This is a genomic window from Neobacillus sp. S1227 (assembly GCF_055385255.1).
Map to the genome: position 1 here is coordinate 613640 of NZ_AP038276.1, position 22435 is coordinate 636074.

22 protein-coding genes are annotated in these 22435 nt (G+C 37.7%); 11 read left to right on the top strand and 11 right to left on the bottom strand.

Annotated features, from left to right (window positions below; translation table 11 throughout):
• Positions 1 to 22: 22 nt before the first annotated feature.
• From ACZ5AE_RS03040 to ACZ5AE_RS03050, 3 genes are all read left to right on the top strand, one after another.
• The gene (locus ACZ5AE_RS03040; RefSeq protein WP_464569333.1) at positions 23 to 670 is read left to right on the top strand and encodes a hypothetical protein; all 648 of its coding nucleotides are present in this window, start codon (positions 23 to 25) and stop codon (positions 668 to 670) included.
• Positions 671 to 1117: 447 nt separating this feature from the next.
• Positions 1118 to 1456, top strand: coding sequence for a DUF5655 domain-containing protein (locus tag ACZ5AE_RS03045; RefSeq protein WP_464569335.1), 339 nt, complete (start codon positions 1118 to 1120; stop codon positions 1454 to 1456).
• A 196-nt stretch (positions 1457 to 1652) separates the two neighbouring features.
• The gene (locus ACZ5AE_RS03050; RefSeq protein WP_464569337.1) at positions 1653 to 2750 is read left to right on the top strand and encodes an L-dopachrome tautomerase-related protein; all 1098 of its coding nucleotides are present in this window, start codon (positions 1653 to 1655) and stop codon (positions 2748 to 2750) included.
• Between the two features lie 139 nt (positions 2751 to 2889).
• Here the strand turns inward: ACZ5AE_RS03050 and ACZ5AE_RS03055 are convergent, their stop codons facing one another.
• From ACZ5AE_RS03055 to ACZ5AE_RS03075, 5 genes are read right to left on the bottom strand one after another with little or no spacing between them, the layout of a single operon-like run.
• Entirely contained in the window at positions 2890 to 3189 is a 300-nt protein-coding gene (locus ACZ5AE_RS03055) for a spore coat protein (protein WP_430135572.1), read from the bottom strand.
• An 18-nt stretch (positions 3190 to 3207) separates the two neighbouring features.
• Entirely contained in the window at positions 3208 to 3402 is a 195-nt protein-coding gene (locus ACZ5AE_RS03060) for a hypothetical protein (RefSeq protein ID WP_464569339.1), read from the bottom strand.
• Positions 3403 to 3419: 17 nt separating this feature from the next.
• Positions 3420 to 4556, bottom strand: coding sequence for a zinc-dependent alcohol dehydrogenase (locus tag ACZ5AE_RS03065; protein WP_464569341.1), 1137 nt, complete (start codon positions 4554 to 4556; stop codon positions 3420 to 3422).
• A gap of 18 nt (positions 4557 to 4574) precedes the next feature.
• Positions 4575 to 4943: a spore coat protein gene (locus tag ACZ5AE_RS03070; protein ID WP_464569343.1), complete on the bottom strand. Its 369-nt coding sequence runs from the start codon at positions 4941 to 4943 to the stop codon at positions 4575 to 4577.
• Between the two features lie 16 nt (positions 4944 to 4959).
• Complete coding sequence (locus tag ACZ5AE_RS03075) at positions 4960 to 5205, bottom strand: spore gernimation protein GerQ (protein ID WP_066255762.1); 246 nt, start codon at positions 5203 to 5205, stop codon at positions 4960 to 4962.
• 372 nt (positions 5206 to 5577) lie between these two features.
• Between ACZ5AE_RS03075 and ACZ5AE_RS03080 the strand changes: the two genes are divergently transcribed.
• The 8 genes from ACZ5AE_RS03080 (at position 5578) to ACZ5AE_RS03115 (ending at position 16017) form a co-directional block, all read left to right on the top strand.
• Positions 5578 to 6099 (top strand): DUF2179 domain-containing protein, encoded by a 522-nt coding sequence (locus ACZ5AE_RS03080; protein WP_464569346.1) that lies wholly within the window; start codon positions 5578 to 5580, stop codon positions 6097 to 6099.
• A gap of 389 nt (positions 6100 to 6488) precedes the next feature.
• Positions 6489 to 8414, top strand: coding sequence for a BglG family transcription antiterminator (locus ACZ5AE_RS03085; RefSeq protein WP_464569348.1), 1926 nt, complete (start codon positions 6489 to 6491; stop codon positions 8412 to 8414).
• A gap of 320 nt (positions 8415 to 8734) precedes the next feature.
• Positions 8735 to 9043, top strand: coding sequence for a PTS sugar transporter subunit IIB (locus ACZ5AE_RS03090; protein WP_464569350.1), 309 nt, complete (start codon positions 8735 to 8737; stop codon positions 9041 to 9043).
• A gap of 22 nt (positions 9044 to 9065) precedes the next feature.
• Complete coding sequence (gene celB / locus ACZ5AE_RS03095) at positions 9066 to 10406, top strand: PTS cellobiose transporter subunit IIC (RefSeq protein WP_464569352.1); 1341 nt, start codon at positions 9066 to 9068, stop codon at positions 10404 to 10406.
• Between the two features lie 168 nt (positions 10407 to 10574).
• Positions 10575 to 10895, top strand: a complete 321-nt coding sequence (locus ACZ5AE_RS03100; RefSeq protein WP_464569354.1) for a PTS lactose/cellobiose transporter subunit IIA — start codon at positions 10575 to 10577, stop codon at positions 10893 to 10895.
• 205 nt (positions 10896 to 11100) lie between these two features.
• A complete protein-coding gene (locus tag ACZ5AE_RS03105) occupies positions 11101 to 12594 on the top strand; it encodes a family 1 glycosylhydrolase (protein WP_464569356.1) in 1494 nt (497 codons plus the stop codon).
• A 964-nt stretch (positions 12595 to 13558) separates the two neighbouring features.
• Entirely contained in the window at positions 13559 to 14692 is a 1134-nt protein-coding gene (locus ACZ5AE_RS03110; RefSeq protein WP_464569358.1) for a winged helix-turn-helix domain-containing protein, read from the top strand.
• 68 nt (positions 14693 to 14760) lie between these two features.
• The gene (locus tag ACZ5AE_RS03115; RefSeq protein WP_464569360.1) at positions 14761 to 16017 is read left to right on the top strand and encodes an MFS transporter; all 1257 of its coding nucleotides are present in this window, start codon (positions 14761 to 14763) and stop codon (positions 16015 to 16017) included.
• A gap of 120 nt (positions 16018 to 16137) precedes the next feature.
• On the opposite strand, the gene ACZ5AE_RS03120 is transcribed toward ACZ5AE_RS03115, so the two are convergent.
• From ACZ5AE_RS03120 to ACZ5AE_RS03145, 6 genes are all read right to left on the bottom strand, one after another.
• On the bottom strand, positions 16138 to 17757 hold the full coding sequence (locus ACZ5AE_RS03120; RefSeq protein ID WP_464569362.1) for an MFS transporter: 1620 nt from the start codon (positions 17755 to 17757) through the stop codon (positions 16138 to 16140).
• A 279-nt stretch (positions 17758 to 18036) separates the two neighbouring features.
• Positions 18037 to 18351, bottom strand: a complete 315-nt coding sequence (locus ACZ5AE_RS03125) for a heme oxygenase (protein ID WP_464569364.1) — start codon at positions 18349 to 18351, stop codon at positions 18037 to 18039.
• 42 nt (positions 18352 to 18393) lie between these two features.
• Positions 18394 to 19104, bottom strand: a complete 711-nt coding sequence (locus ACZ5AE_RS03130) for an ABC transporter ATP-binding protein (protein ID WP_464569366.1) — start codon at positions 19102 to 19104, stop codon at positions 18394 to 18396.
• The gene (locus ACZ5AE_RS03135) at positions 19104 to 20225 is read right to left on the bottom strand and encodes an ABC transporter permease (RefSeq protein ID WP_464569368.1); all 1122 of its coding nucleotides are present in this window, start codon (positions 20223 to 20225) and stop codon (positions 19104 to 19106) included. The genes ACZ5AE_RS03130 and ACZ5AE_RS03135 overlap by 1 nt, the downstream gene beginning before the upstream one ends.
• 172 nt (positions 20226 to 20397) lie before the next feature.
• The gene (locus tag ACZ5AE_RS03140; protein WP_464569370.1) at positions 20398 to 20916 is read right to left on the bottom strand and encodes a PadR family transcriptional regulator; all 519 of its coding nucleotides are present in this window, start codon (positions 20914 to 20916) and stop codon (positions 20398 to 20400) included.
• 334 nt (positions 20917 to 21250) lie between these two features.
• Positions 21251 to 22399, bottom strand: coding sequence for a YhgE/Pip domain-containing protein (locus ACZ5AE_RS03145; RefSeq protein ID WP_464569375.1), 1149 nt, complete (start codon positions 22397 to 22399; stop codon positions 21251 to 21253).
• Positions 22400 to 22435 lie beyond the last annotated feature (36 nt).

Consider the following 22435-nt stretch of genomic DNA (forward strand, 5'->3'; position numbering starts at 1 on the left):
GAACAAGGAAGGAGGTCAGCAAATGCCAAAATTAAATAGAGGTAAAACAAAAAAATTAAGTATTAAATTATCAAGGGAAGCGAAAGCGCAAATAGAAATAGCAGCGAAAAATTTAGGAACTTCTAAATCTGGGGTAATCCTTTTTGGGTTAACCAAACTTCTAAAAAATCCTCCTTCTCTGTCTAAGATAAAACAATTAGAAAAGGGAATTGCGTTAGAAGATAATCATTTTGTGTTAACGGCTAATGAAGGAGTGCTCAAAAGAGTCAATGAGCTGGCGGAAGATTATGAAATAAAAAAGAATGCTTTGATTGGCTACATAGTTTCCGAATACTTCATGAATATGAGTGAACCAATCGAGGAAAATGTTAAGCCAAAGCAAATATTAGTACAACTAAATGAAAATCTAAAAAAAAGGATGATGGAATATAGCGAGGAACATTATATTCCGTTAAGTGCTTTGGTTTCTTACTCCATATTACATGGTACTTATGAGGGAATACCTAAATATGAAAAGGCGGAAACAGTTCAGTTTTTCACATATGTTCCTGGTTATATCGGGGAAATGGTGAAGGAGAAAGCGGAAAAAGATAATATAAGAGAACATTTTTATACTTCACTTTGTTTATATAAGCAGTTTATGACTCCGCAAGGAAGATTTTTTGAATAGAAAAAGGACCATAGACGGTCCCTTTGTTGTTTAATGAACTACCATGCAAATAAAATTCTCTAACATTAAAAAAGATTTCATTCTCTTAGGTGAAGTGTTGATTAGGTTATAAAAAAACCAATCGGCTAAGATCAATAGACCCATGGTATTATTGACCAACAAAAATTTCTGTATTAAAATATTTTTCCTCAAAAACTCATTTGAGGTCGAGATGGGACGATGCGTGCATCAGTCCCGTTTTGTTTTGCAGAGAGAACATTGTGAAGAACTACACTTATACAAAGCTTGAGTTATATATGGAATTTCGGCAATGATCAATGCGGCGTTGATCTTTTTATTGTGCTAAAATGCAGGTTAGTGAATACAAAAATGGAAAAATGATGTAAAAAGGGGCAAAATAAAGGTAATAAAGTTTAATATGTTAAGGTGAAAGTAGGAGATGGTGATATGTCAGAAGATGAATTATTCTCAAATAAGGCATCTAATGTTTATGAAATATATTCAAAAATACTCGATTTATTGAAAGAAATGGGACCTTTTGAAATTGAGTTTAAAAAGACTTCTATACATCTTTTGAATAAATCTTCCTTTGGCGGAGTTCATCCAAAAAAGAAATGGTTAGATTTTAATTTAGTAACAAACCGACAAATTGAACATGAGAAGATTACTAAAATTGAACAAGTTTCAAAAAACCGATTTCACAATAACTTTAGATTTTATAGTGAAGACGAACTAAATCAAGAGTTTTTAGTACTTTTACAAGAATCATATCAATTAATGAGTTAGTTAGAGAAAGAATATTTATTACCAATGAATAGCATTTTCTTTGGAATTATTTCTGGTAAAATATTTGGTTTATTCTCTGTATCACTAATTCCATTCAATCATTTTTTCATATAGAAAACTTATTAAGAAACATGCACTAGAAAAAATATAAATCATATATAGGTGATATCCCGTTTGAATGCTTGAGGAGGATATTATGAAACCTATGTTACCTAGTGAAAAATATTTCGGTAATTTAGAACTAGTTTATCCATTTTATGGGGCTATGCCTACAGGTGTTACTGTTTCAGAAACCGGTCGTATATTCACTTGCTTTCCGAAATGGGGAGACGATGTTAAATTTACGGTGGCGGAAATTGTGGAGGATAAATTGCAGCCTTATCCTAATTTACAAACTAATTTGGTTAACCCCGGGAATATCACGATGACTTTCATCAGTGTCCAAAGTGTAGTAGCTGATGGAAGGGGAACGCTTTGGGTATTAGATACAGCGGCACCCAATTTTTCGGAACCTATTAAAGGGGGGGCAAAATTAGTCGCTGTTGATTTAGAAACCAATACAATAAGAAAAGTATATACCTTTACAGATGATGTTGTCCTGCCTACAACTTATCTGAATGATGTCCGTTTTGATTTTCGTGTTGGAAAATCAGGTTATGCCTATATAACGGATTCTTCCTCAAGAGGACCAGGAGCTATAATCGTCGTAGATTTATCAAATGGAAACGCCTTTAGACGGTTAAATGGGGCAAATTCAACTTCACCCGATCCCTATTTTATACCGAAAGTAGAAGGAAAAGTGTTGATGAATCGAAATAAAGATGGCAGTACTTCTCCATTTAGACTGGCGTCTGACGGTATTGCGATTTCTCCTGATGGAAGGGTATTATTTTTTTGTCCACTAACCAGTCGTCATCTGTTCTCGATCACAACAGAAGCCCTGAGAGACAGAAATATACCAGACACGGATTTACTTTATCATGTGGAGTATTGGGGAGAAAAAGGTGCTTCTGATGGAATGATCACTGATGCAAAGGGAACTGTTTATGCTGGAGATTATGAAAACAACAGTATCCGTAAGATATTGCCAAATGGCATAATGGAAACAATCGCACATGATCCGAGAATTTTGTGGCCGGATACTTTTTCAATTGGTCCGGATCAATATTTGTATGTCATTGTGAACCAATTACATCGACAGCCTAGATTTCATTATGGAAAAGACTTACGACAGAAACCTTATAGTTTACTTCGTATCAAAATTGATGAATTTCCTGCTCCGACCTTTTCATAATAAAAATAGTCAATTAATTGTTTTCATTATATATTGTAAAACAAACACGAGTAAGCAAGAAGTATTAACTTTATTTACTTCCGCCAATACTCATAATGGTTTAAAAGGAACAGTTTGACAAACTGTTCCTAGAAATTTTTTATAATGTCGGTAGGTTCAATGCTGTATTGATATTATTTAAATCCAGACTGATCTGTTCGTTTGTATCCCAAGCATGGTACCATCCTTTTTCTACCATATATGCGGATATTTGTTCATGCATATCAAGAGCTTCCACTAAATGGCGAGTGAGCATTTCTTTAATTTCCGGTGTTCCTGCCTCCGTAGCTGCCATGGCATAATTTCTAATTCCACTTTTAGCTGAAATGAGTAGATCCATTGCAACGACTTGATCCGATAGTCCGTCCATGCCCGTTAAAGTTTCAATGATTGGATTCATGTTCATTCATCTCCTAATTTACTGCTTAGCGTTGGAAAGGATAGAAGCATATTCTTGTAATTGTCTCGTAGATACATCAATGTCTTGCTGCATAATATCTTTTAATAGTTGATCTGTAACTAACGCTTTTATCGTTTTGGATTTAGTTAAACAAGTGGTCTTAAATGCAGCCATCTCATGGACCTCAAGAACTTCATGTAAGGCGTAGTTCATTTTTTATACCTCCTTCCTCAAGGTTTCAACACGACTTTTATACAATCATCCATTTTTGTGTCAAAAATCTCATAGCCACGCTTTGCTTCACTAAGTGGAAGTACATGACTTACGACATCTCCTGGATCAATTTTTCCGGTCGAAACTAATTCAAACATATATGGCATATAGTGGATGACAGGTGCTTGACCGGAGCGGATATTGATATTTCGCTGCATAATATCTCCAAGAGGGAAACCATTATATCTGCCGCCGTAAACGCCAGTAACTTGAATTGTCCCGCCTTTACGCACCGCTTGTGAAGCCATGATAAACGCACTTAATGCTCCGCCTTGAAGCTTCATTCCGCTTGCAAGGAACTCCATATCAGTCATTTTACCGTCCATACCAACTGCATCAATGACAACATCTGCACCGCCTTTGGTGATTTCCTTCAGGTAATTTCCTACATTCTCATGGTCCTCAAAGTTAACAATTTCTACTTTGTTGGTGCGCTTGGCGTGCTGCAGGCGATAATTGACATAATCAACGGCAATGACACGCTTTGCTCCTTTTAGCCAACAGAATTTTTGAGCAAAAAGACCAACCGGACCACAGCCAAAAACTATAACTGCATCTCCATCCTTTACGCCTGCATTGTCAACAGTCCAAAAACCAGTAGTCATCGCATCGGCAATAACTGCTAACTTTTCATCTGGTTCTTCACAAGTCTCTGGAATTTTGAAATGAGTAAAGTTGGCAAATGGCACTCTTAAATATTCAGCTTGCCCACCTGGATAGCCCCCCGTCGTACCAGAATATCCGAAATAGGCACCCATATCACCATTATCATTTGATTTATCACATTGGCTTTCCAAATGGTTTTTACAGTACTGGCATTCACCGCATGCTATATTAAAAGGAATAATGACTCGATCTCCCTTTTTTACTTTAGTCACTCCTGGGCCAACTTCTTCGACGATTCCCATTGGTTCATGACCAATAACATAGTTTTCCTGCAGGTTAGGAATCATGCCATGAATTAAATGTAAATCAGACCCACATATAGCTGTACTCGTTACTTTAATAATCATGTCATCTGGTTTTTCAATCTTTGGATCTGGAACTTCTTTGACTACAACATTTTTAATACCTTGATACGTTACTGCCTTCATTGGTTACAGCCTCCAGTGTTAGTGATCATCAGGTGTCCGGTCAAACATCCCTTTTCTATTGGTCTCAACAGGGAATAGATTCATTTTGCCAATCATCAAAGTATTGTTGGCTGAAAGTTGATCTAGTTTATACTGTTCACTTAGTTCGTATGGATGGAACCATTTTTTATTAATCATTAGTTCTGTAATTTCTTGGTGCATGGCAATCCCTTGCATTAACTGGTTTCGTAAGACCGTTCTAACATCTGGTGATGCGGACTCCGTTAAAGCGACAGCAATATTGCGAACACCTTCTTTGGCACGAAGAAGTAAATCCATCGCAAATGTGGTATCTGCGAGTTCTGGTACGTGTAATGAGTTTATTGGGTCTAAATAGTCATGGTTCAATGAATTTGCCTCCTTTTCAATTGATTATTGGTGTTGGCCTGTTTTGAGGAACAGGAGCTTCAAAAGGTGCACGTTGATAAATTGCCTGTAATTCCCCAAGCGCTTGCATGGATTGTTCAACATCTTTTTGCATTAATGCTCGCAAATCATGATCAAATACCAATCCTTGCATTAGTTTTGATTTCGCTAAGCAAAGGGTTTTGAAATTAATAACTTCATGTAAATCCAATGATTCATGATCGGCTAATTTTTGATTATCCATTTAATTAACCTCCTTATTCGTTAATAGAATCAATTTGTATTGTTCCAAAAATAGGACGGAAACATTCTTTAAGGTTTTTTATTATTGGTAAATTATCTTAAATGGTTGGAATATTCATAAAGTGGGGGGATTCATTTATTGTATGGCTGAGGATGATTGCTGCGGCGGTCAATTTTCATTATCTGATCGGGGGTTCAGACCCCCTTTTTGACATGTTAAGTCAACAAAAACAAATGTGACAAAGGAAGTATTTTAAGTACAAGCAGTATTCAATTTTATATTTCCTGTCATGTCTGGGACAACTCCTCACATACCTTTAAATTATAGATATTTTTTGGTTTGTGAGCGGAGCCAAGTTTCGGGGGTGTCCATTTGTTTAAGCTTGAGCCAATCATCATCAATATTATCGCTTTTAATATTTTCTATATGGCCTTTTTTACGCTTCGGATGATGCTTGTACTGAAGGGGCGAAAAGTTCTTGCTTCCATTGTCTCGATGCTTGAGGTCTATATTTATTTGTTGGGATTAACTGTTTTTCTAGAAAATCTAAAAAATCCAATCAACATGATGGGCTACTGCATTGGCTGGGGGATCGGTGTGTATCTCGGGGGTAAGATTGAGGAGTATCTGGCCCTGGGGTATGTGACGGTACAAGCCATTGTTCCTTCTCTTGATACGAAGCTGCTTGCCTTCATTCAAAAGCAAGGATATGGAGTCACCTCCTGGAGGGCTGCTGACAAACGAGGGGATCGTATGGTCATACAGGTACTTGCGAAAAGGCGGTATGAACAAAAAGTCATGGATATGATGAATAAACTCTCTCCAAACGCTTTTATAATTTCCTATGAATTGAAGAATTTTAAAGAGGGATTTTGGGGGAAATCGCCATTTTAGCTGGGATAGCTAGGGATTTTAAAAAAATGGTAAAGCCAACACAATTTCGACGAGAAATAGCGACATTGGGCTATACTCGTTATAGTCCCGATACTGCCCTGCCGCCTGCCGAGATCTAGTTCATTGAACTTTTGAGAAGCCTCTCTCTTCATTTTTTTATCGCATGAAAATATACAGTTTTTGTTGTAGTGGCTTCATCTTTGTGCCCTAATCGTTCCGTTATTTGTAGAAAGCTGAATCCTGCCTGTTTTTAAAATAACAATTCTAGCAATCCTTCTTAAGTATCGGTTATATTTAATTTGGAGTTAATGGCATAGGTTGTGAACAAACTAAAAAATAACTAATAATTTTGTTCGATCAGCTCATTTAGAAAGGTGAGTAGTAGTTAAATGGTTTCGAAACGGCAAAAAGACATCGTGTTGTCTTTAATGAAAGAAAAAGAACCTGTTACAGCCGAATGGATCGCAAAAGAACTTGGTGTGAGTGACAGAACCATTCGCACTGAAATCAAAGAACTTCAATCACAATGTTCTACGTTTGGAATCACGATAGAATCGGTTCGAGGAAAAGGATATCTATTACATATATTGGACTTTGAAGGATTTGAAAGGGAGTTTAATGCTAATGTGAATGATGGGATAGATGAAAATCAATCTCATTTTTCTGAACAGGAAAATCGGATTTTGTATATATTAAAAAGATTTTTATTAGAAAAGGAACCGATAAAATTAGAAAGCCTTGAGGAAGAACTATTTGTTTCCAAGCCAAAGCTTCAAAATGACTTAAAAGCAGTCCGTGAAATATTGGAGCATTATCATTTGAAGTTAGTTTCCAGACCGCATTATGGCACACAGGTCGAAGGCGATGAATATATGAAACGGCTTTGCTTTTCAAATTATATTTTAACCCGGAATAGCAACTTAAACATTGACAGTCATTCATTTCAACTATTGGACGAAAATCTATTTAAAAAAATAAAAGAAATCATCATAAAAAAAGTGAATCAATACAAAATTGAGATATCAGACATAGCCCTCGAAAATTTAGCAACCCATATCACCATTGGATGCAAGCGAATTGAAGAAGGGTTTGTCATTGAAAACCTCGAACATGATTTAGAAGGAAAATACCCCTTTGAAAAAATAGTAGCCAATGAAATTGTCAAAGAAGTAGAGGAGTTTACCGGCTTAAAATTTCCAAAACCTGAGATTAATTATATTATTGTTCATTTGTTGGGGACCAAATTAATTCATAAGAATACGTTAAATGAATTTAGTAAATTTGATGAGTTAAATACCATCATTCATTGCATGCTGGAAAGATTGAAGACCAAATTAAATTTGGATTTTCATGACGACTCTGAATTCATTCAAGCGCTGACTTTGCACATTCGGCCGGCAATGAACAGGCTGCGTTATAATATGAACATTCGTAATCCATTATTAGATGAAATTAAAAGGAAATATCCTACCGCCTTTGAGGGGGCAGCCATTGCCAGCAGATGTATCGGCGAATATTTGGGGATTGAGGTAGGAGAACACGAAATTGCCTATATTGCCTTACATATAGGCGTGGCATTAGAAAGAATGAAGACCAGGCAGAAAACTGTCAAACGGGTCATTGTGGTGTGTGCTTCTGGTGTGGGGAGTGCAAGGCTTTTATTTTATCGTTTACAAAATGAATTTAAAGATGAAATCGATATAGTGGCTACAACCAATTATTATCAATTAAAAGAATACGACCTATCCTCTCTTGATTTTATTATTAGTACGATTCCCATAAAAGAAGATTTAGGTGTTCCCGTACAAGTTGTTAATACCTTTTTGGGAGAAGGGGATATTGCCCATATCCGAGAGGGCTTATCGTCTGTAAAAGAGAATGAGGAACGGAGCTATATAGAGGAGTCCAAAGTTTTTATTCATAAAGACTTTGAGGATAAGGAAAGCGTCATCCGTTTTATGTGTGAAGAATTATACAAACAAAACCTCGTCTCCGAGGATTATGTGAATTCAGTGCTGGAAAGGGAGGCGCTCGCTCCAACCAGCTTTGGAAATCTTGTGGCCATCCCTCATCCACTTACACCGGAAACAGAGGAAACATTTTGGACCGTGTGCACATTAAAGAAGCCTATCGAATGGACAGATAAACATATGGTTCAATTTATCTGCTTGCTAAATATAAGAAAAGGTCCCGAGGGTGATCTGGAAAAAATGTATAAAAGGCTCATTGCATTAATTGAAAACAGTGCAACGGTCCAAAAAATCCTAAAGAGTAAATCAGCTGAAGAAATTATAAAGATTTTAAATGAATCTTAACTGATATGAAATTGATAGTAACGAAGAAGCAATTAAATAGATAATGAACGGGGGTATTCCAAAAGGAGTACCCCTTTTATGGGTATGGGCATATTTTCAGAGGATCATAGGTTTACATTACAAAATTTCATTTTAGTGTCCATCCCTTTTTCCGTTACGTAACGGAAAAATCCTTTCTGTAAAATTAAACGCTTTCAACATAAACTATAAACAGAAAGTGATTAAATCACTCTTAAACAGTTGCCATATTAAATAGTTTAGATTAATTGGCTAATTGTTTTTTTAAATAACTTTTATTGATATTTAGGAGGAATAAATCGATGAATATTTTATTATGTTGTGCAGCAGGGATGAGTACAAGCCTTCTTGTGACGAAGATGGAAAAGGCAGCCGAAGAACAAGGTTTGGAAGGGAAAATCTGGGCGGTTCCAGCTAATCAGGTTAACCTGCACATTGATAACGCTGATGTCCTTCTTTTAGGACCACAAGTTCGCTTCCTGCTTCCAAAAATGAAAGAGTTAGGCGTAGAAAAAGGCATCCCGGTCGATGCAATCAATCCGGTTCACTATGGTACATGCAATGGTCCTGAAGTTCTTAAAACAGCAGTAAATTTAGTAAATAACAAATAAATAATAAAGGGAGAAAAATAAAATGGGTAAATTCAACAGCATTCTTGAAGAAAAAGTTATGCCTGTTGCAGCAAAAATTGGTGCGCAAAGGCACTTATTGTCTCTTCGTGATGGACTTATTGCGACAATGCCATTCATTGTTATTGGTTCATTTTTCTTAATCATTGCTAACTTGCCAATTCCTGGTTATGCAGATTGGATGGCTTCTATTTTTGGTCCAACATGGGCTGCTAAATTAAGTTATCCAGTAGATGCAACTTTCAATATCATGTCACTTATTGCAGCCTTTGCGGTAGCTTATCGATTAGCAGAAAGCTATAAGCTTGACGCGATGAGTGCTGCTACTATTTCAGTTGCCGCTTTCTTATTAACGACACCATTTAGTTTCTCATTTACTCCAGCTGGAGCGGAAGAAGGAGTTTTGGTAACTGGTGCTATTTCAAAAGCTTTCTTAAGCAGTAAAGGTTTGTTTGTTGCGTTACTTTTTGCCATTATATCAACTGAAATTTATCGTTGGGTCGTCAAAAAAGATATTGTGATAAAAATGCCAGAAGGTGTACCGCCAAGTGTTGGTAGATCATTTGCTGCATTAATTCCTGGATTTATTGTTCTTTTAGTGGTTTGGGTTATACGTTTACTAGTTGAAATGACTCCATATGAAAGTATCAACGGCTTAGTTACGACCCTATTAGGTGACCCGCTAAAATTAGTAGGCCTTACACTAGGAGGAACGATTGTTGCCGAATTATTCGTAACGATACTATGGTCTACTGGGTTACACGGTACAAACATCGTTAAAAGTGTAATGGAACCAATTTGGTTTGGTGCTATGGGTGACAATATGACAGCCTATCAAGCTCATCAACCGCTGCCACACATTGTTACACAACAATTCTGGGATAACTTCATCCACATTGGTGGAACGGGCGTAACATTTGGTCTGGTTCTTTCAATGGTATTGTTTGCTAAATCTCAACAAATGAAGAGTCTTGGTCGTTTGGCCTTTGCTCCAAGTATCTTTAACATTAACGAGCCATTAATCTTTGGTATGCCAATTGTGTTAAACCCAATCATGATCATACCATTCGTTGTCACTTCAATCGTTACCGTTATCGTCACTTTCCTTGGAATGGATATGGGCTTGGTCGCAAAACCAGTCGGTATTGCAGTACCTTGGACCATGCCGCCAATTATCTCAGGATATCTTGCCAGCGGCGGACATATTTCAGGTGCCATCATGAATGTAGTTAACATTGCTATTTCATTCTTAATCTATCTTCCATTCTTCAAAATATATGATAACGCGAAGAAAAGAGAAGAAGATGCAATGAAAGCAGGTAAAACGAAAGAAAAAATTGCGTAATAAAGTGACTGGGCATTAGTTTGACTAGTGCCTGTCTCTTTCCATTCTCAAATGACAATAAGGGTCATGCGCTTTTGAGATTTCATATTGACCCCAAATTGCAGGAGAGGGGAATGTTCCTTTCCAAGTAAATCAATTGAAAGGCTGTTAAACATGAATAATACCACCATGAATAAAGAAGAACTTTACAATATTGCATTTCAATTAATCCTTCATGCCGGCAATGCCAGAAGCTTGGCGATGGAAGCGATGTATGTAGCTAAAGAAGGAAAATTTGATGAAGCGGAAGCGAAATTAAACGAATCAGATGCTGCATTCAACGAAGCACATCATTTTCAAACTGAATTAATCCAAAAAGAAGCAGGCGGAGCAAAATTCGATCTTCCTCTTATTATGGTTCATGCCCAAGACCATTTAATGACTTCGATGACCCTTAAAGATTTGGCCAGAGAAATCATCGATTTGCACAAAATTATCAAAAAGGATTAAAAAAGAATCCTCTTTTAACAGGACAATTAAAAGTTAAACCTTGTTGAAAAAGTAAATTACAGCTGAAAAAATGTCATCATTCTCTAACTGCCCAACCTATTTTGGGCTTTTTTCATTCCATATCTTTCGTATACTAATTCTTATAATGATCGTAAGGAGATATCTAAAACACATAGTCTTAATTTTAGAAAGGAAATGAACTTTCATGAAAAAAACATTCCCGGAAAATTTTTTATGGGGTGGGGCTACCGCTGCAAACCAATATGAAGGTGGATACAATGAAGGCGGAAGAGGGCTTGCAACAAGTGACTTCATAACAAATGGTTCTGCAGACCGTCCCAGAAAGATTACCATTAAGTTAAAAGATGGGACAAAAACAATGGTAAACCGCCGACCTACTGGAGACCCGAAAATTGATACCATACCTGAAGGCGCATCCGGCTATATTGATGAAAATGTTTACTATCCAAGCCATAAAGCGGTTGATTTTTACCACCATTACAAAGAGGATATTGCCCTTTTGGGAGAAATGGGTTTTAAGTGTTTCCGGCTATCTCTTAGTTGGTCCCGTATTTTCCCTAAGGGTGGAATTGAAGGGGAACAGCCAAATGAAGAAGGGTTAAAATTTTACGAAGATGTTTTTAAAGAGTGCAAAAAATATAATATTGAACCATTAGTCACTCTTTATCATTTTGAAACTCCTTCTTATTTGGCGGAACATTTTAATGGCTGGGGCGGCCGTGAGACGATTGATTGTTTTTTAAGAATGTGCAAAGAAGTCTTTACTCGATATAAAGATTTAGTGAAGTATTGGATCACCATTAATGAAATCAATGTATTAAATGGTTACGCCTTTATGGGCACCAGGGAGGCTGACGCGCAGGTACGTTATCAGGCAAAGCATCATATGTTTGTTGCGAGTGCCCATGCCAATAAGCTTTGCCACGAGATCATTCCTGATGCAAAGATTGGCTGTATGGTGGCATTAAGCTGCATTTACCCGAAGGATTGTAAGCCGGAAAATGTATTTGGAGCATTGGATTATCGAAGAGGTGCTTTGATTTATTCTGATGTTATGATGAGGGGATATTATCCATCTTACTCAGACCGCTTCTTCAAAGAGATGGGGGTAACGATCAATAAAGAAGCAGGGGATGACGAGATAATCAGGGCGTATCCTTCGGACTTTTTATCATTTAGTTATTACCGCAGCAGTGTATACCATACTGAAATTGTTCAGAATACCGATACCGGCGGACAAATGGGGGATGTAAATCCTTTCGTCGAAAAAACAGAGTGGGGTTGGGCGATTGATCCTATTGGGCTAAGATACACCTTATCTGAACTATATGACCGTTATCAAAAACCTCTCTTTATTGTTGAAAACGGAATGGGAACCATTGATAAACAGGATGAAAATGGATTTGTGGAGGATGATTATCGGATCCGATATTTCCGCGATCATATCGAGGAAATGAAAAAGGCGGTTACGTTAGACGGTGTTGACTTAATGGGCTATACACCATGGGGCTGCATTGATTTAGTATCAGCAGGCACGGGAGAAATGAAAAAGCGATATGGTTTTATCTATGTAGATATGGACGACGATGGAAATGGAACATTAAAAAGAACAAAGAAAAAATCATTTGATTGGTACAAGAAAGTGATTGCAACTAATGGGGAAGACCTTAGTTTTTAGATTAAATAAATACTAAGATTCACAAAAAATAGAGGCTGGCACAAAAGAGTCGTCATTCATCGACCTTTCCATTACCTTTATTTGCATTAATCAACCGGTATTTCGTGTGTAAATGTTGACTACTTTCTCCCTTTTTCTTTATTAGTTTAAGTGCCAGGAACCACCCGCAATTTGTCGAATTCTCCTCGACAAGATTAGGGTGGTTCCTGGCACTCTTTTACTCATCTGAACCCGATCCAATTCTTCTTATATATTCTTTTAATATTGGTTACTCCGTATGTCTTTATTTGCCTTATTCATTCTCCAATTATGGAAGTCCATTAAACCTCTTTTTTTCACTCGTATTAACAATCTTTACATTTAAAAATCTGTCCGAAGTTCAAATAAATAAATAAAAGATATGATCATTGGATTAGAGGAGGGAAATTCTATGGGATTTGAAGAAAGAATACAAGGCCTTTTTGGATGCTCACTTGCAAGCAAGAACCGGTGAACGGTTGCGGCGCCTACTAGAAGGTCACAACCAGGCAGAAATGTTGTTTTTGAAGCAAGTATGGTGGACTATATTTTATCATTTCAAGTATCTTCACTTATCAGTTGGGGGAACATGTTAAGCATCCTATCAGATAATAAACGGAAAAATTTCGCTTAATTAGTAATTATCATTAAAAATAGCTTAAATAGAAGGAGAAATTCCGCCTATTTACTAGAAAAACGTGAAAATGGGGGATTTTGCTTTGCATAATCGGAAAGCCTCCCCTTATTTACCCCAAAACGAGCTCTATTCTGCATTTAACCGAAAAATCTCCGCTACTTTCGCTGGTTTTTAAGGACTAGAATTCTTATTGAAAAGGTAAGGAGTTTCATAGGGTCAGTTAATAAAGGGGAAACGGGGTCAAATGAAGAAATAAAAATAAGAAAGTTGAAATAAACTATCTACCAAATCTTATTAAAGAGGAAAGTTATGAAGAACCTCCAGTTCGATCTAAATGATTATTCCGTCTTATTTAATCATGAGAAAATACGATTGCCTAAAGAATACCACCTTCTTAAATGTTTATATGAAAATAGGAATCAAACACTATCAAGGCAAATCTTACTAGATAAGGTTTGGGCGATGGAAGATCCTACAGACCGTACGATTGACGATCATGTGTACCGGTTGCGAAAAAAGTTATCTTTATTAGATGATTTCTTAATAGAAACAGTTCGAGGTGTTGGGTATCGATTAACCCTGAAACAAAATCAGCAGGAGAATCCTCTATATCATGATAAAGAGTTTAGAGAAAGTATGGATGTCTTATATAATAAATACATTCTTTACGGGCAAGCAAACGGGTTAAAAACCAATCTGATGCAACATGAAGCATTAGATCTTCCCATTGAAGTACATAAGAAAATATACCTTCATTTTGTACAGGGAGATTTTCAATGGTTTGTGACCAACTCGGATATTCCTCTTTCACAAAAATTGTTCTATCTCCTGCATATTTATTGGATGATCCAATTTAATATTGATGAAACCTATGCATATGTTCAAAAGGCTTTGCGGTTAAAAATAATTCCATCCCAACAACAGCTTGAATTAGAAGAATTGGGCATGATCGGCATAAACATCGAAAAGGGTCATTTTGAAAATGCAATAAAGAAAATCAATTCAGTGCGTTCGCAAATTGATCAGGGGGCAGCTCACGAAAGTATAGTAACGTACTTGAAGATTCAAGAGATGAAAACTGAATTGTTAACAAGAAGCTTTCATTCCGTTGAAACCCATGTGGCAGAAGGTGATCAACTCTTTGAAAAATATCCTTATTTGCGGGAAAAGGGGAGGTATCTAATGTTAAAGGGGTTTATAAAATGGATGGAAGGATATGAGAAACGGGCCCTTCAACAAATGGATGAAGGTTTCATGATCTTACTGTCTTCTAAGTTTGTTCCCCATATTATAAATGGAGTAAGAGATATCATTTTACTAAGCAATCATTTAACTATCGATCTTCCACACGATTATAAAAGTAAATGGAAAAGTTTCTCGGAAAAGTACGATTTTCCAGGATTAACAGTAAAGATTGAACAATTATTAAATAAATCCCTCTGATATTCCTCTGACATTTCATTGCTATCCTTTTCTTACCGAAAAAATTCAGGTAAGAAAGGGATGTTTTTTTGAAAAACTCACAAACCTTTTTCTTATTAAAACGAAAAGATTTTCGATTGTTGTTTACCGTTCAGGTATGTTCAAGTTTTGGAACCTGGCTTGATTTATTTGCAATTAATGCCCTCATTTCCTTTCAGTGGGGATTAGACTTACGGGCAAACGCAGCCTCCGTCATCGTCATGTTTCTCCCTTATATTGTCATTGGACCATTGTCGTCAGTTTGGATTGACCGATGGGATCAAAAGAAGGTCATGATGGTTTCTACTTTGTTGCGTGTCATGGTGATTTTGGGTATCTTTGTTGCACTGAACATATGGGCACTACTTGCTCTTATTTTCCTGAAATCATCTTTGGCTTCTGTTTTTGAACCTGCTCGGCAATCTTCTACTCGAAAAGTGGTTCCTGATGAGTACATGGCAGAAGCTTCTTCCCTTAGTCAGATGGTCTTGAATGTGACAAAGATTGTTGCCCCCTTACTCGGTGGGGGGCTGCTGGTTATGACAAACCCACAAATGATATTTTTGATAGAAGGAATCATGTATGGCATGGCATTGATGTTGATTTTCAATCTTCCAGCCTTAGAAAAGGGGGGACAAGAAAATTCTGCTTCCAAAACTTCCTACTGGGTGGAGTTTAAAGAAGGCTTTTCGCTTATTCGATCGAACAGACTTTTATTATCAGCTATTTCCATTACATCCATTTCCCTATTTATCATCTTTCTTTATGATAGTTTCTTTGCTCCTTTATCCTTGTACTTGGGGCTAGATAAAACAGGTTATGGATTCATCAGCGGTGCACTTGGAGCGGGTTCGGTCACAGGATCTTTCTTATGCAGCACATATAAAAGTTGGAGAAAAAATCCGCTGAGGCTTATGTCCCTAGGCAGGATCCTATCTGGAGTATTCATGCTTTTAGTTGGATTGGGCTGTTATGGTCTTGTTCATGGGAACATTCTATTTTGGATGATTGTTTTTGCCATGATCGGTTGTGTTGGTACTGCTCTATTTGTTCCATATGGTTTTATTGTAGCGACCGAAACCCCATCGAATATGCTGGGGAGAGTCAGCGCTTTTTCAACAGCCGTTCAAAGTGCATCAAGCCTTCTTGCCCCCGTAATCGGATCGCTCCTTGGGAAATGGCTTGGCTTAGCTAGTATATTTGCCGTTTCTGCGGTTACGTTTATCTTATTGGGCGGCGTTTCTTTGTTTATTACTATGAATATGAAAAGTTATGAAAAGAAAAATTTAATGAAGGAACAAGCATAAGGCACTCTTTTTAATTTATATTTATTACGCTGAACCGTTTCACAAGTAATAAAAAAGACTGCAGCCAACCTCGGAAAATCGAGTTTGACTACAGTCTTAAGCTTTTTCTGCTTCATATAATCAAGCTTTTTGCTGCAGGGCTCTGCTGCGAATCGGTTTTAATATAATGGCTAATAACACAACAATTGCTGCAATCACGACGGTTGAATAGAATAATCCGCCATAGCCATCTTGTGCAGCCATTAAGGTAATCTGGTCTACACTTGATTGGATGACCTCTTTTAACGTCGGATCTTGGATTTGCTCCAATATCTTTGTGTAGTCCGTGTCAGATGAAGGATGGCTGGCAGACATGGTGCTGACTACCTGCTGGAGTTCTTGCATCGCCTCAGGGCTTAAATCCGCTTTTTCCATCCTCTTCTGTAAAATTCCCCCGAAATCAGTTTGGAATAGGCTTGGCAGCTGGTTAAACCCGCGGACAATAAATCCAGCATAAATAGCTGGGGCAATCGTCATCCCAATTTGCCGCGAGAGGGAAAGTCCCGCTAGTGCGGACCCTTTATCCTTTTCAAGACGCTCGGTTGCTAAAATATTCAATGGCGCCCCTAAAAGAATCCCCATCCCAAGACCGGCGATACAGGAAGAAATGATAAATTGCCATTTCACATCAATCCACGTTGGGAATAGCACAAAACCAATCGCCGTGATCAGACCAGATAGGAACACGGCAAGAATCGGTCCTTTTTTATCAACAAGAATCCCGCCAAAAGCCGCCCCGAAACCAGATGCTAATGCCAATGGTGTCATCCAATAACCTGAGGTTTCGGCAGCTATTCCTAATACTTGCTCTGAAAAGGAAGGAATATAAATCATTCCTGCCAGTAAGGCACCGGATAACGCCCCAATTAATAATGTAACTAAGTAGGTAGGGCGGACAAGCAGGCCGACTGGTAAAATCGGATCCCCATTACGACTTTCTAGAGATCGGTCATAAAAGATTAATCCTGCAAATAAGACAATTCCTGCTAATAAGAAGCCATAAACATCAGGCGCTGCCAGGCTGTCTAGTAAAGACACCCCTTCAATGTTTGTTAGGCCGTACATTATACTCAGAACGGCTAATGATAGAAGAATCGTTCCAATTAAATCTAGTTTTCCAACAGAAGGCTCCTTCGTTTCCTCGATTTTCAAGACTCCCAAAATAACTAATATGACTGCAATTGGCACATTAATCAGGAAGAGGAAATGCCAGTTTTCTGTTATATCCAAAATCAAACTACCAAGGTTTGGCCCTAGAATAGCCCCGACCCCGTTCATCGCCCCTAACATTCCAAGGGCTTTCCCTTGTTTCTCAGCTGGGAATGTACTTAAAACATGGGAGCTGCCGATGATGAAGATACCGCCGCCGCCCATTGCTTGAATGAAACGAGATGCTAAATAAAATCCAAAGTTTGGGCTCAGCGCTACCAGCAAGGAACCGAGTCCAAATAGGGCTATTTCTACGATAAATAGTTTCTTTCGGCCATAGCGATCGGAAATTTTCCCTACAATCGGAATACTAATAGCTAAGCCGAGCGTATAAATCGTTACACCCCAGGCACCCCAGTTGGCAGAAACATCGAACGAACTGTTTATAGTTGTTAGCGCAGCGCTTATGATCCCGTTATCGAGGGCTGCCATTAATACCCCGAAACAGAACAATGTGATTGCCCAAGTGGAACTCGACGATTTATTACCCATGTTTTCATCTCCTTTATTATTTTATGACGAATTACAAAGTGACACATGTGTCACTTTTGGTAAAAAAAATTGAAATATAACTTAAAGTATAAATAGATGTGGAGATTATTGAGATTATTACAAAAGATTTGTGCTGAAAGTGTGAAAGGCCAACCGTATCGGTTGGCTTTTTCACGGTTTAGTCTTGTTGGCCGCGCACAAGATTGTTATTTTGCAGTTTGTACACGTACTGGCTTAAAAATAGATTCGGGTGGTGCCAGGCACCCTTGTTACTGCTTCCTATGATTCTAAAGTGGAAGCAACTTCAGAAATGATGATTTTGCTCCCCAAGATAGGTGATTCTTGTTCTGAGTTTGTTGGACCTGAATGGGCTTCTTTGAATGCAGCGCTGTTTTTCCAATGGGTAAAGTCTTCCATTGTGTTCCAATACATATTGACATTCAGTTCATCATAGTCTGAAAGATTTTTTGTAATGAGTACTTCGACTTTTACGAAACCATTCATTGTTTGCAAGGCACCTGGTCGTGTGAACATTGGCGCCATTTTTGCCGCAAAGCCTAATTTCGTTTTAATTCTATTGGTCACGATAATCATTGGTTATTCCTCCTTGGTTATCCACTTGGGCTATTTTTTTAATCATCCTCTAGAAGAGACTGTCTTCATTTTAAAAGATTGGTCTAGTTTAAGTCGGCCATCTTCCATTCGATAGACTTGGTCACAATATTCCAGCAATCGTTCATCATGGGTTACCATAATGGCTGCTTTGTTCCTTGCTTTTGTTTCTCTGGCAATCAGTTGAACTACTTCATGTGCCCTTTTCGAATCCAGACTTGCTGTTGGTTCATCTGCTAGAATAATGGAGGGATTGTTGATAAATGCGCGGGCAATGGCCGTACGCTGGCGTTCGCCGCCTGACAACTGATCAGGTAATTTTTTTAATTTTGCTGCTAAACCGAGATTTTCTAATAATTCTTTTGCGTAATCCTTATCTTCTTTTGTCACTTTACCTGCCATTTTTTTCACTACTAGTAATTGTTCCATTACATTTAAATAGGGTACTAGATTACTTGTTTGTAAAATAAATCCTATTTCCTCCAACCGCAATCTCGCTAAATCCTTAGGGTTTAATTGATTGAGTCTCTTTCCGTTAAGATTAACCTCGCCGTGCGATGATTGGAGCAAGGCGCCTGCAATTGCGAGAAAGGTACTCTTACCCGAGCCTGAAGGGCCAATGACAGCAATAAACTCACCTTGTTCCACCGTTAGCGAAACATCATCAAGGGCCAGAACTTGATTTTCACCCTGTTGGTACAGTTTAGAGACATTTTTAAATTGTATTCCTGACATTATTCCAGCCTCCCAATCGCTTGAAGCGGGTCTATTTTGGTGATTTTTCGTACCGATACCACAGAACTTAAAATGGAGATGACAAGCAAAATAAGAGAGTATATGATCACTAGTTTAATATCGAGTGAAAATGGCATTCCATCCGGAAGAATAAGGGCTGTCCCATAGGTTAATAAGATTCCCGCTACGATACTAACAAATGATATGAGAAATACCTGGGCTACAATGGCCTTCCCAAGGAACCGGTTGCTGGCGCCAATAGCTTTCAATATCCCAAATTGATTTGATTTTTGCAGGGTAAGGACATAAAAGAATACACCCAGCACAAATGTTGAGATGGCCAAAAGGAATGCGAGCATCATCATAATGGTGCCATTTTCTTCTTTATAACCAGGCATTCCCTGGACGGCAGTGCTCTTGGTTACGGTTTCTGTATTCTTGAATAACGTATTTAGCTTTTCAGAATCAATATTTTTCCCTTGAAGCATAATAGCATTTACAGGATTCTTAATTCCTTTATCAGATCCTGGCGCTGCAAATTGAATCGTGCGCCATTTATCTATGGTAGTAAAAATGGCAGGTAAATGATTGTAGGTTTCATTTTCTACAAACCCAACAATTTTCATTTTTTCTAATGATCCTTCTATCTTAAGGGTATCACCGATTTTAAAGCCCTTTTTCTTTAATGTATCATTGGCGATAACCTCTAATGGATCATTTGCTTGAAGAGGCTTTCCCTCTATCACATCTGGTTCCAGAAAGTTACCAGGAGTTATTCCTAGAATGGCGACGTCTACTTTTTCTTTATCAGCAGAGGAAGATTGATTTAGGACGGTTCCCATCGTTGCACCCATTCCCGTTGCCGCAGAAACATCATCTGCTTTCTCCAGTTCGGCTGCCAGTGATTCATTTAATAGGGACCGGCTCATGGAGGCTCTTGAGCCTTCTTCAAATGTCACATAATCGGCATCCATATTTTTAAAGGTTGCTGCACTTAGCGTTGAAAGGCCATTGCCTAGTCCAGATAGGATAAAGACTAGCCAAGCAATCAGGACAGTTATAATCCCAATCATTAGAAACCGTAATTTACCATGCTTTAACTCTTTTAAAGCAAGAAACAATGTATGACACTCCTTTATTGTAGATAGTATTAGTCACGGGTGACTAATAAAAGTATATTAGTTATATGCTGAATAGTCAATCGTGATTATATAGTTAAAATATGGTCATTTTTTGAAATTTAAATAAAAAAGGAACCCTCGGTGGGTTCCTGTGAATCATCTGATTAAAAAGTTAATCCGAATGAAGAAGATGTTGAATGGTTTTTTCAAGAAAGGTAACTTCTGCTTCTAACATTGTAATTTTATGTTCGACGGCAAGATTAACACCGATTCGTGTTCCATGTGTCGGGGTTTGGCTAAATAGTTCTATTAACTTCTTGTTTTTCATTAATCGTTCTTGCAAGGCTGGTATTGCTTTATCCATCGGGAGAAAATCAATAAACATTAGCCCAATATCTCCTTGGTAATTAACACTTTCTGCAGAAGATAGATTATCCAATAATAATTTATAAAAATAGTTTCGGCCATTTTCATTTATAGTGTACACTTTTCGGGTGGGTCTATTTCCTTCTTGCTCTAATTGAATATCTATAAGACCCTTTTGATTTAGTTTATCCAGAGTTGCATAGGCAGTAGGCTTTTTCATATCTGTAACTGTACTTAAGTTTCTTTCGATAAATTCATTAATTTGATAGCCATGCTGACTTTGTCCCATGAGTAATCCAAGCAGAATTAGTGAGCGATGTTCCACTGAAATCCTCCTTTCTTTCATGCATTCTTTGTATATTCTCTCTTAAATTTTATTTGTAGTCAATTGAGGACTTACCACAAACTGATTTGTAAAAAAACTGCTGGTTAAGCGGGTGTGGTGAACCGTATCACAAGCAAATGGGGTTTTTCCTATATGTTGTGCATAGCAGCAAAAAAAGATGAAATCTATCTAAATCAGATAAATTTCATCTTTTTTACTTGGGGTTGGCTTTTTTCATACTTTAGTGTAAGACGCTTAAAGTGGCGGTTCTAATTGGATAGAACATAGGTGAACTTTCCAGATATTAGTGGTGTGCATAATTGCCAATTATTATTTAAGCATTAGTTTTTTGTGCATTTGCTGGCTTAAAAATAGACAGAACATAAATCAATAACCCGACAATCCCAATTCCTAAAATGATGTTAAAGGATTGGCCAGTGTAGAAGCCGCTGCCGAAGTAGAAAATTTCACGTAAACCATCACCTGCAAAGCGAATCGGAATCCAAGGACGAACGAATGTTACAAAGAAATCTGGAAGCATTTCTTTTGGCATCATGATCACACCCATACCTAACAGCATAACAACCATGAATAAGGTAATGGCAGGTTTGCCAATCCATGCAGTAACCGCTAATACTAATAAGAAGAAACAGAAAGCGGCAAAGGATACGAACGAACCAACTAAGAAGTAGCTAGGCATATTTACTCCAGCAATTAAGCCTAATGTTGCGACGGTAAAGCCTGAGAATAGGGCGATGATAATCCCAAATAAAGCTTGGCTGCCCATTAGGCGTAATGTTTGTTTGCGAGTTAATAATTCTTTTTTTAAGATGTTAGATGTTGCTAAAAATAAAATGAAACCACCGATCAGGGCACCAACCCAAGCAGGCATTGCCATTAAGATAGGTGCACTGCCGTTTGCAGTTGAGGCAGTGACCTTATTGAATATTTTTTCTTCTGAGACAATAGGATTTGCTAGCAAAGGAGCTTGATCTGCATTCATTTTATGATCACTCATCTGCTCTATTAAACTCGAAGAATACTGGCTGCTTAATTGCGCGACTAAAGAGCTTAAAGCAGTCTTCGCATAGTTTGCACCCGTCATGTTAAAGCCCTGGTTAATATAGATTTGTAAGGTTGCTGGAGAGTTGTTCTTCACAGCGTTTTGCAAGGAATTATTATAACCTTCAGGGATTACTAATGCTGCATAGTATTTTTTATCTTTAAATAACTTTTCAATATTTGCTTCTTGCTCATTCGTAAACGCTACAATAGGTGCTTTACCATCGACACTTTTACTCATTTGTTCAACGGCTGTTTTTACAGTCTCTACATGTTCACCTTCATCATTCACTATAAGTGCAACTGGGAGATTCTTTGCTTGTGGATCTCCTTGGACGAATAAGTTTACCGAGAATAAAGCAATAATTAAAATAACAGCAATGGGAGCAGCCCATGCTAATTTTTCTTTAAACAATCTCAATATATTCACCTCTTCTGAAATTTCAACAGGTTGTTT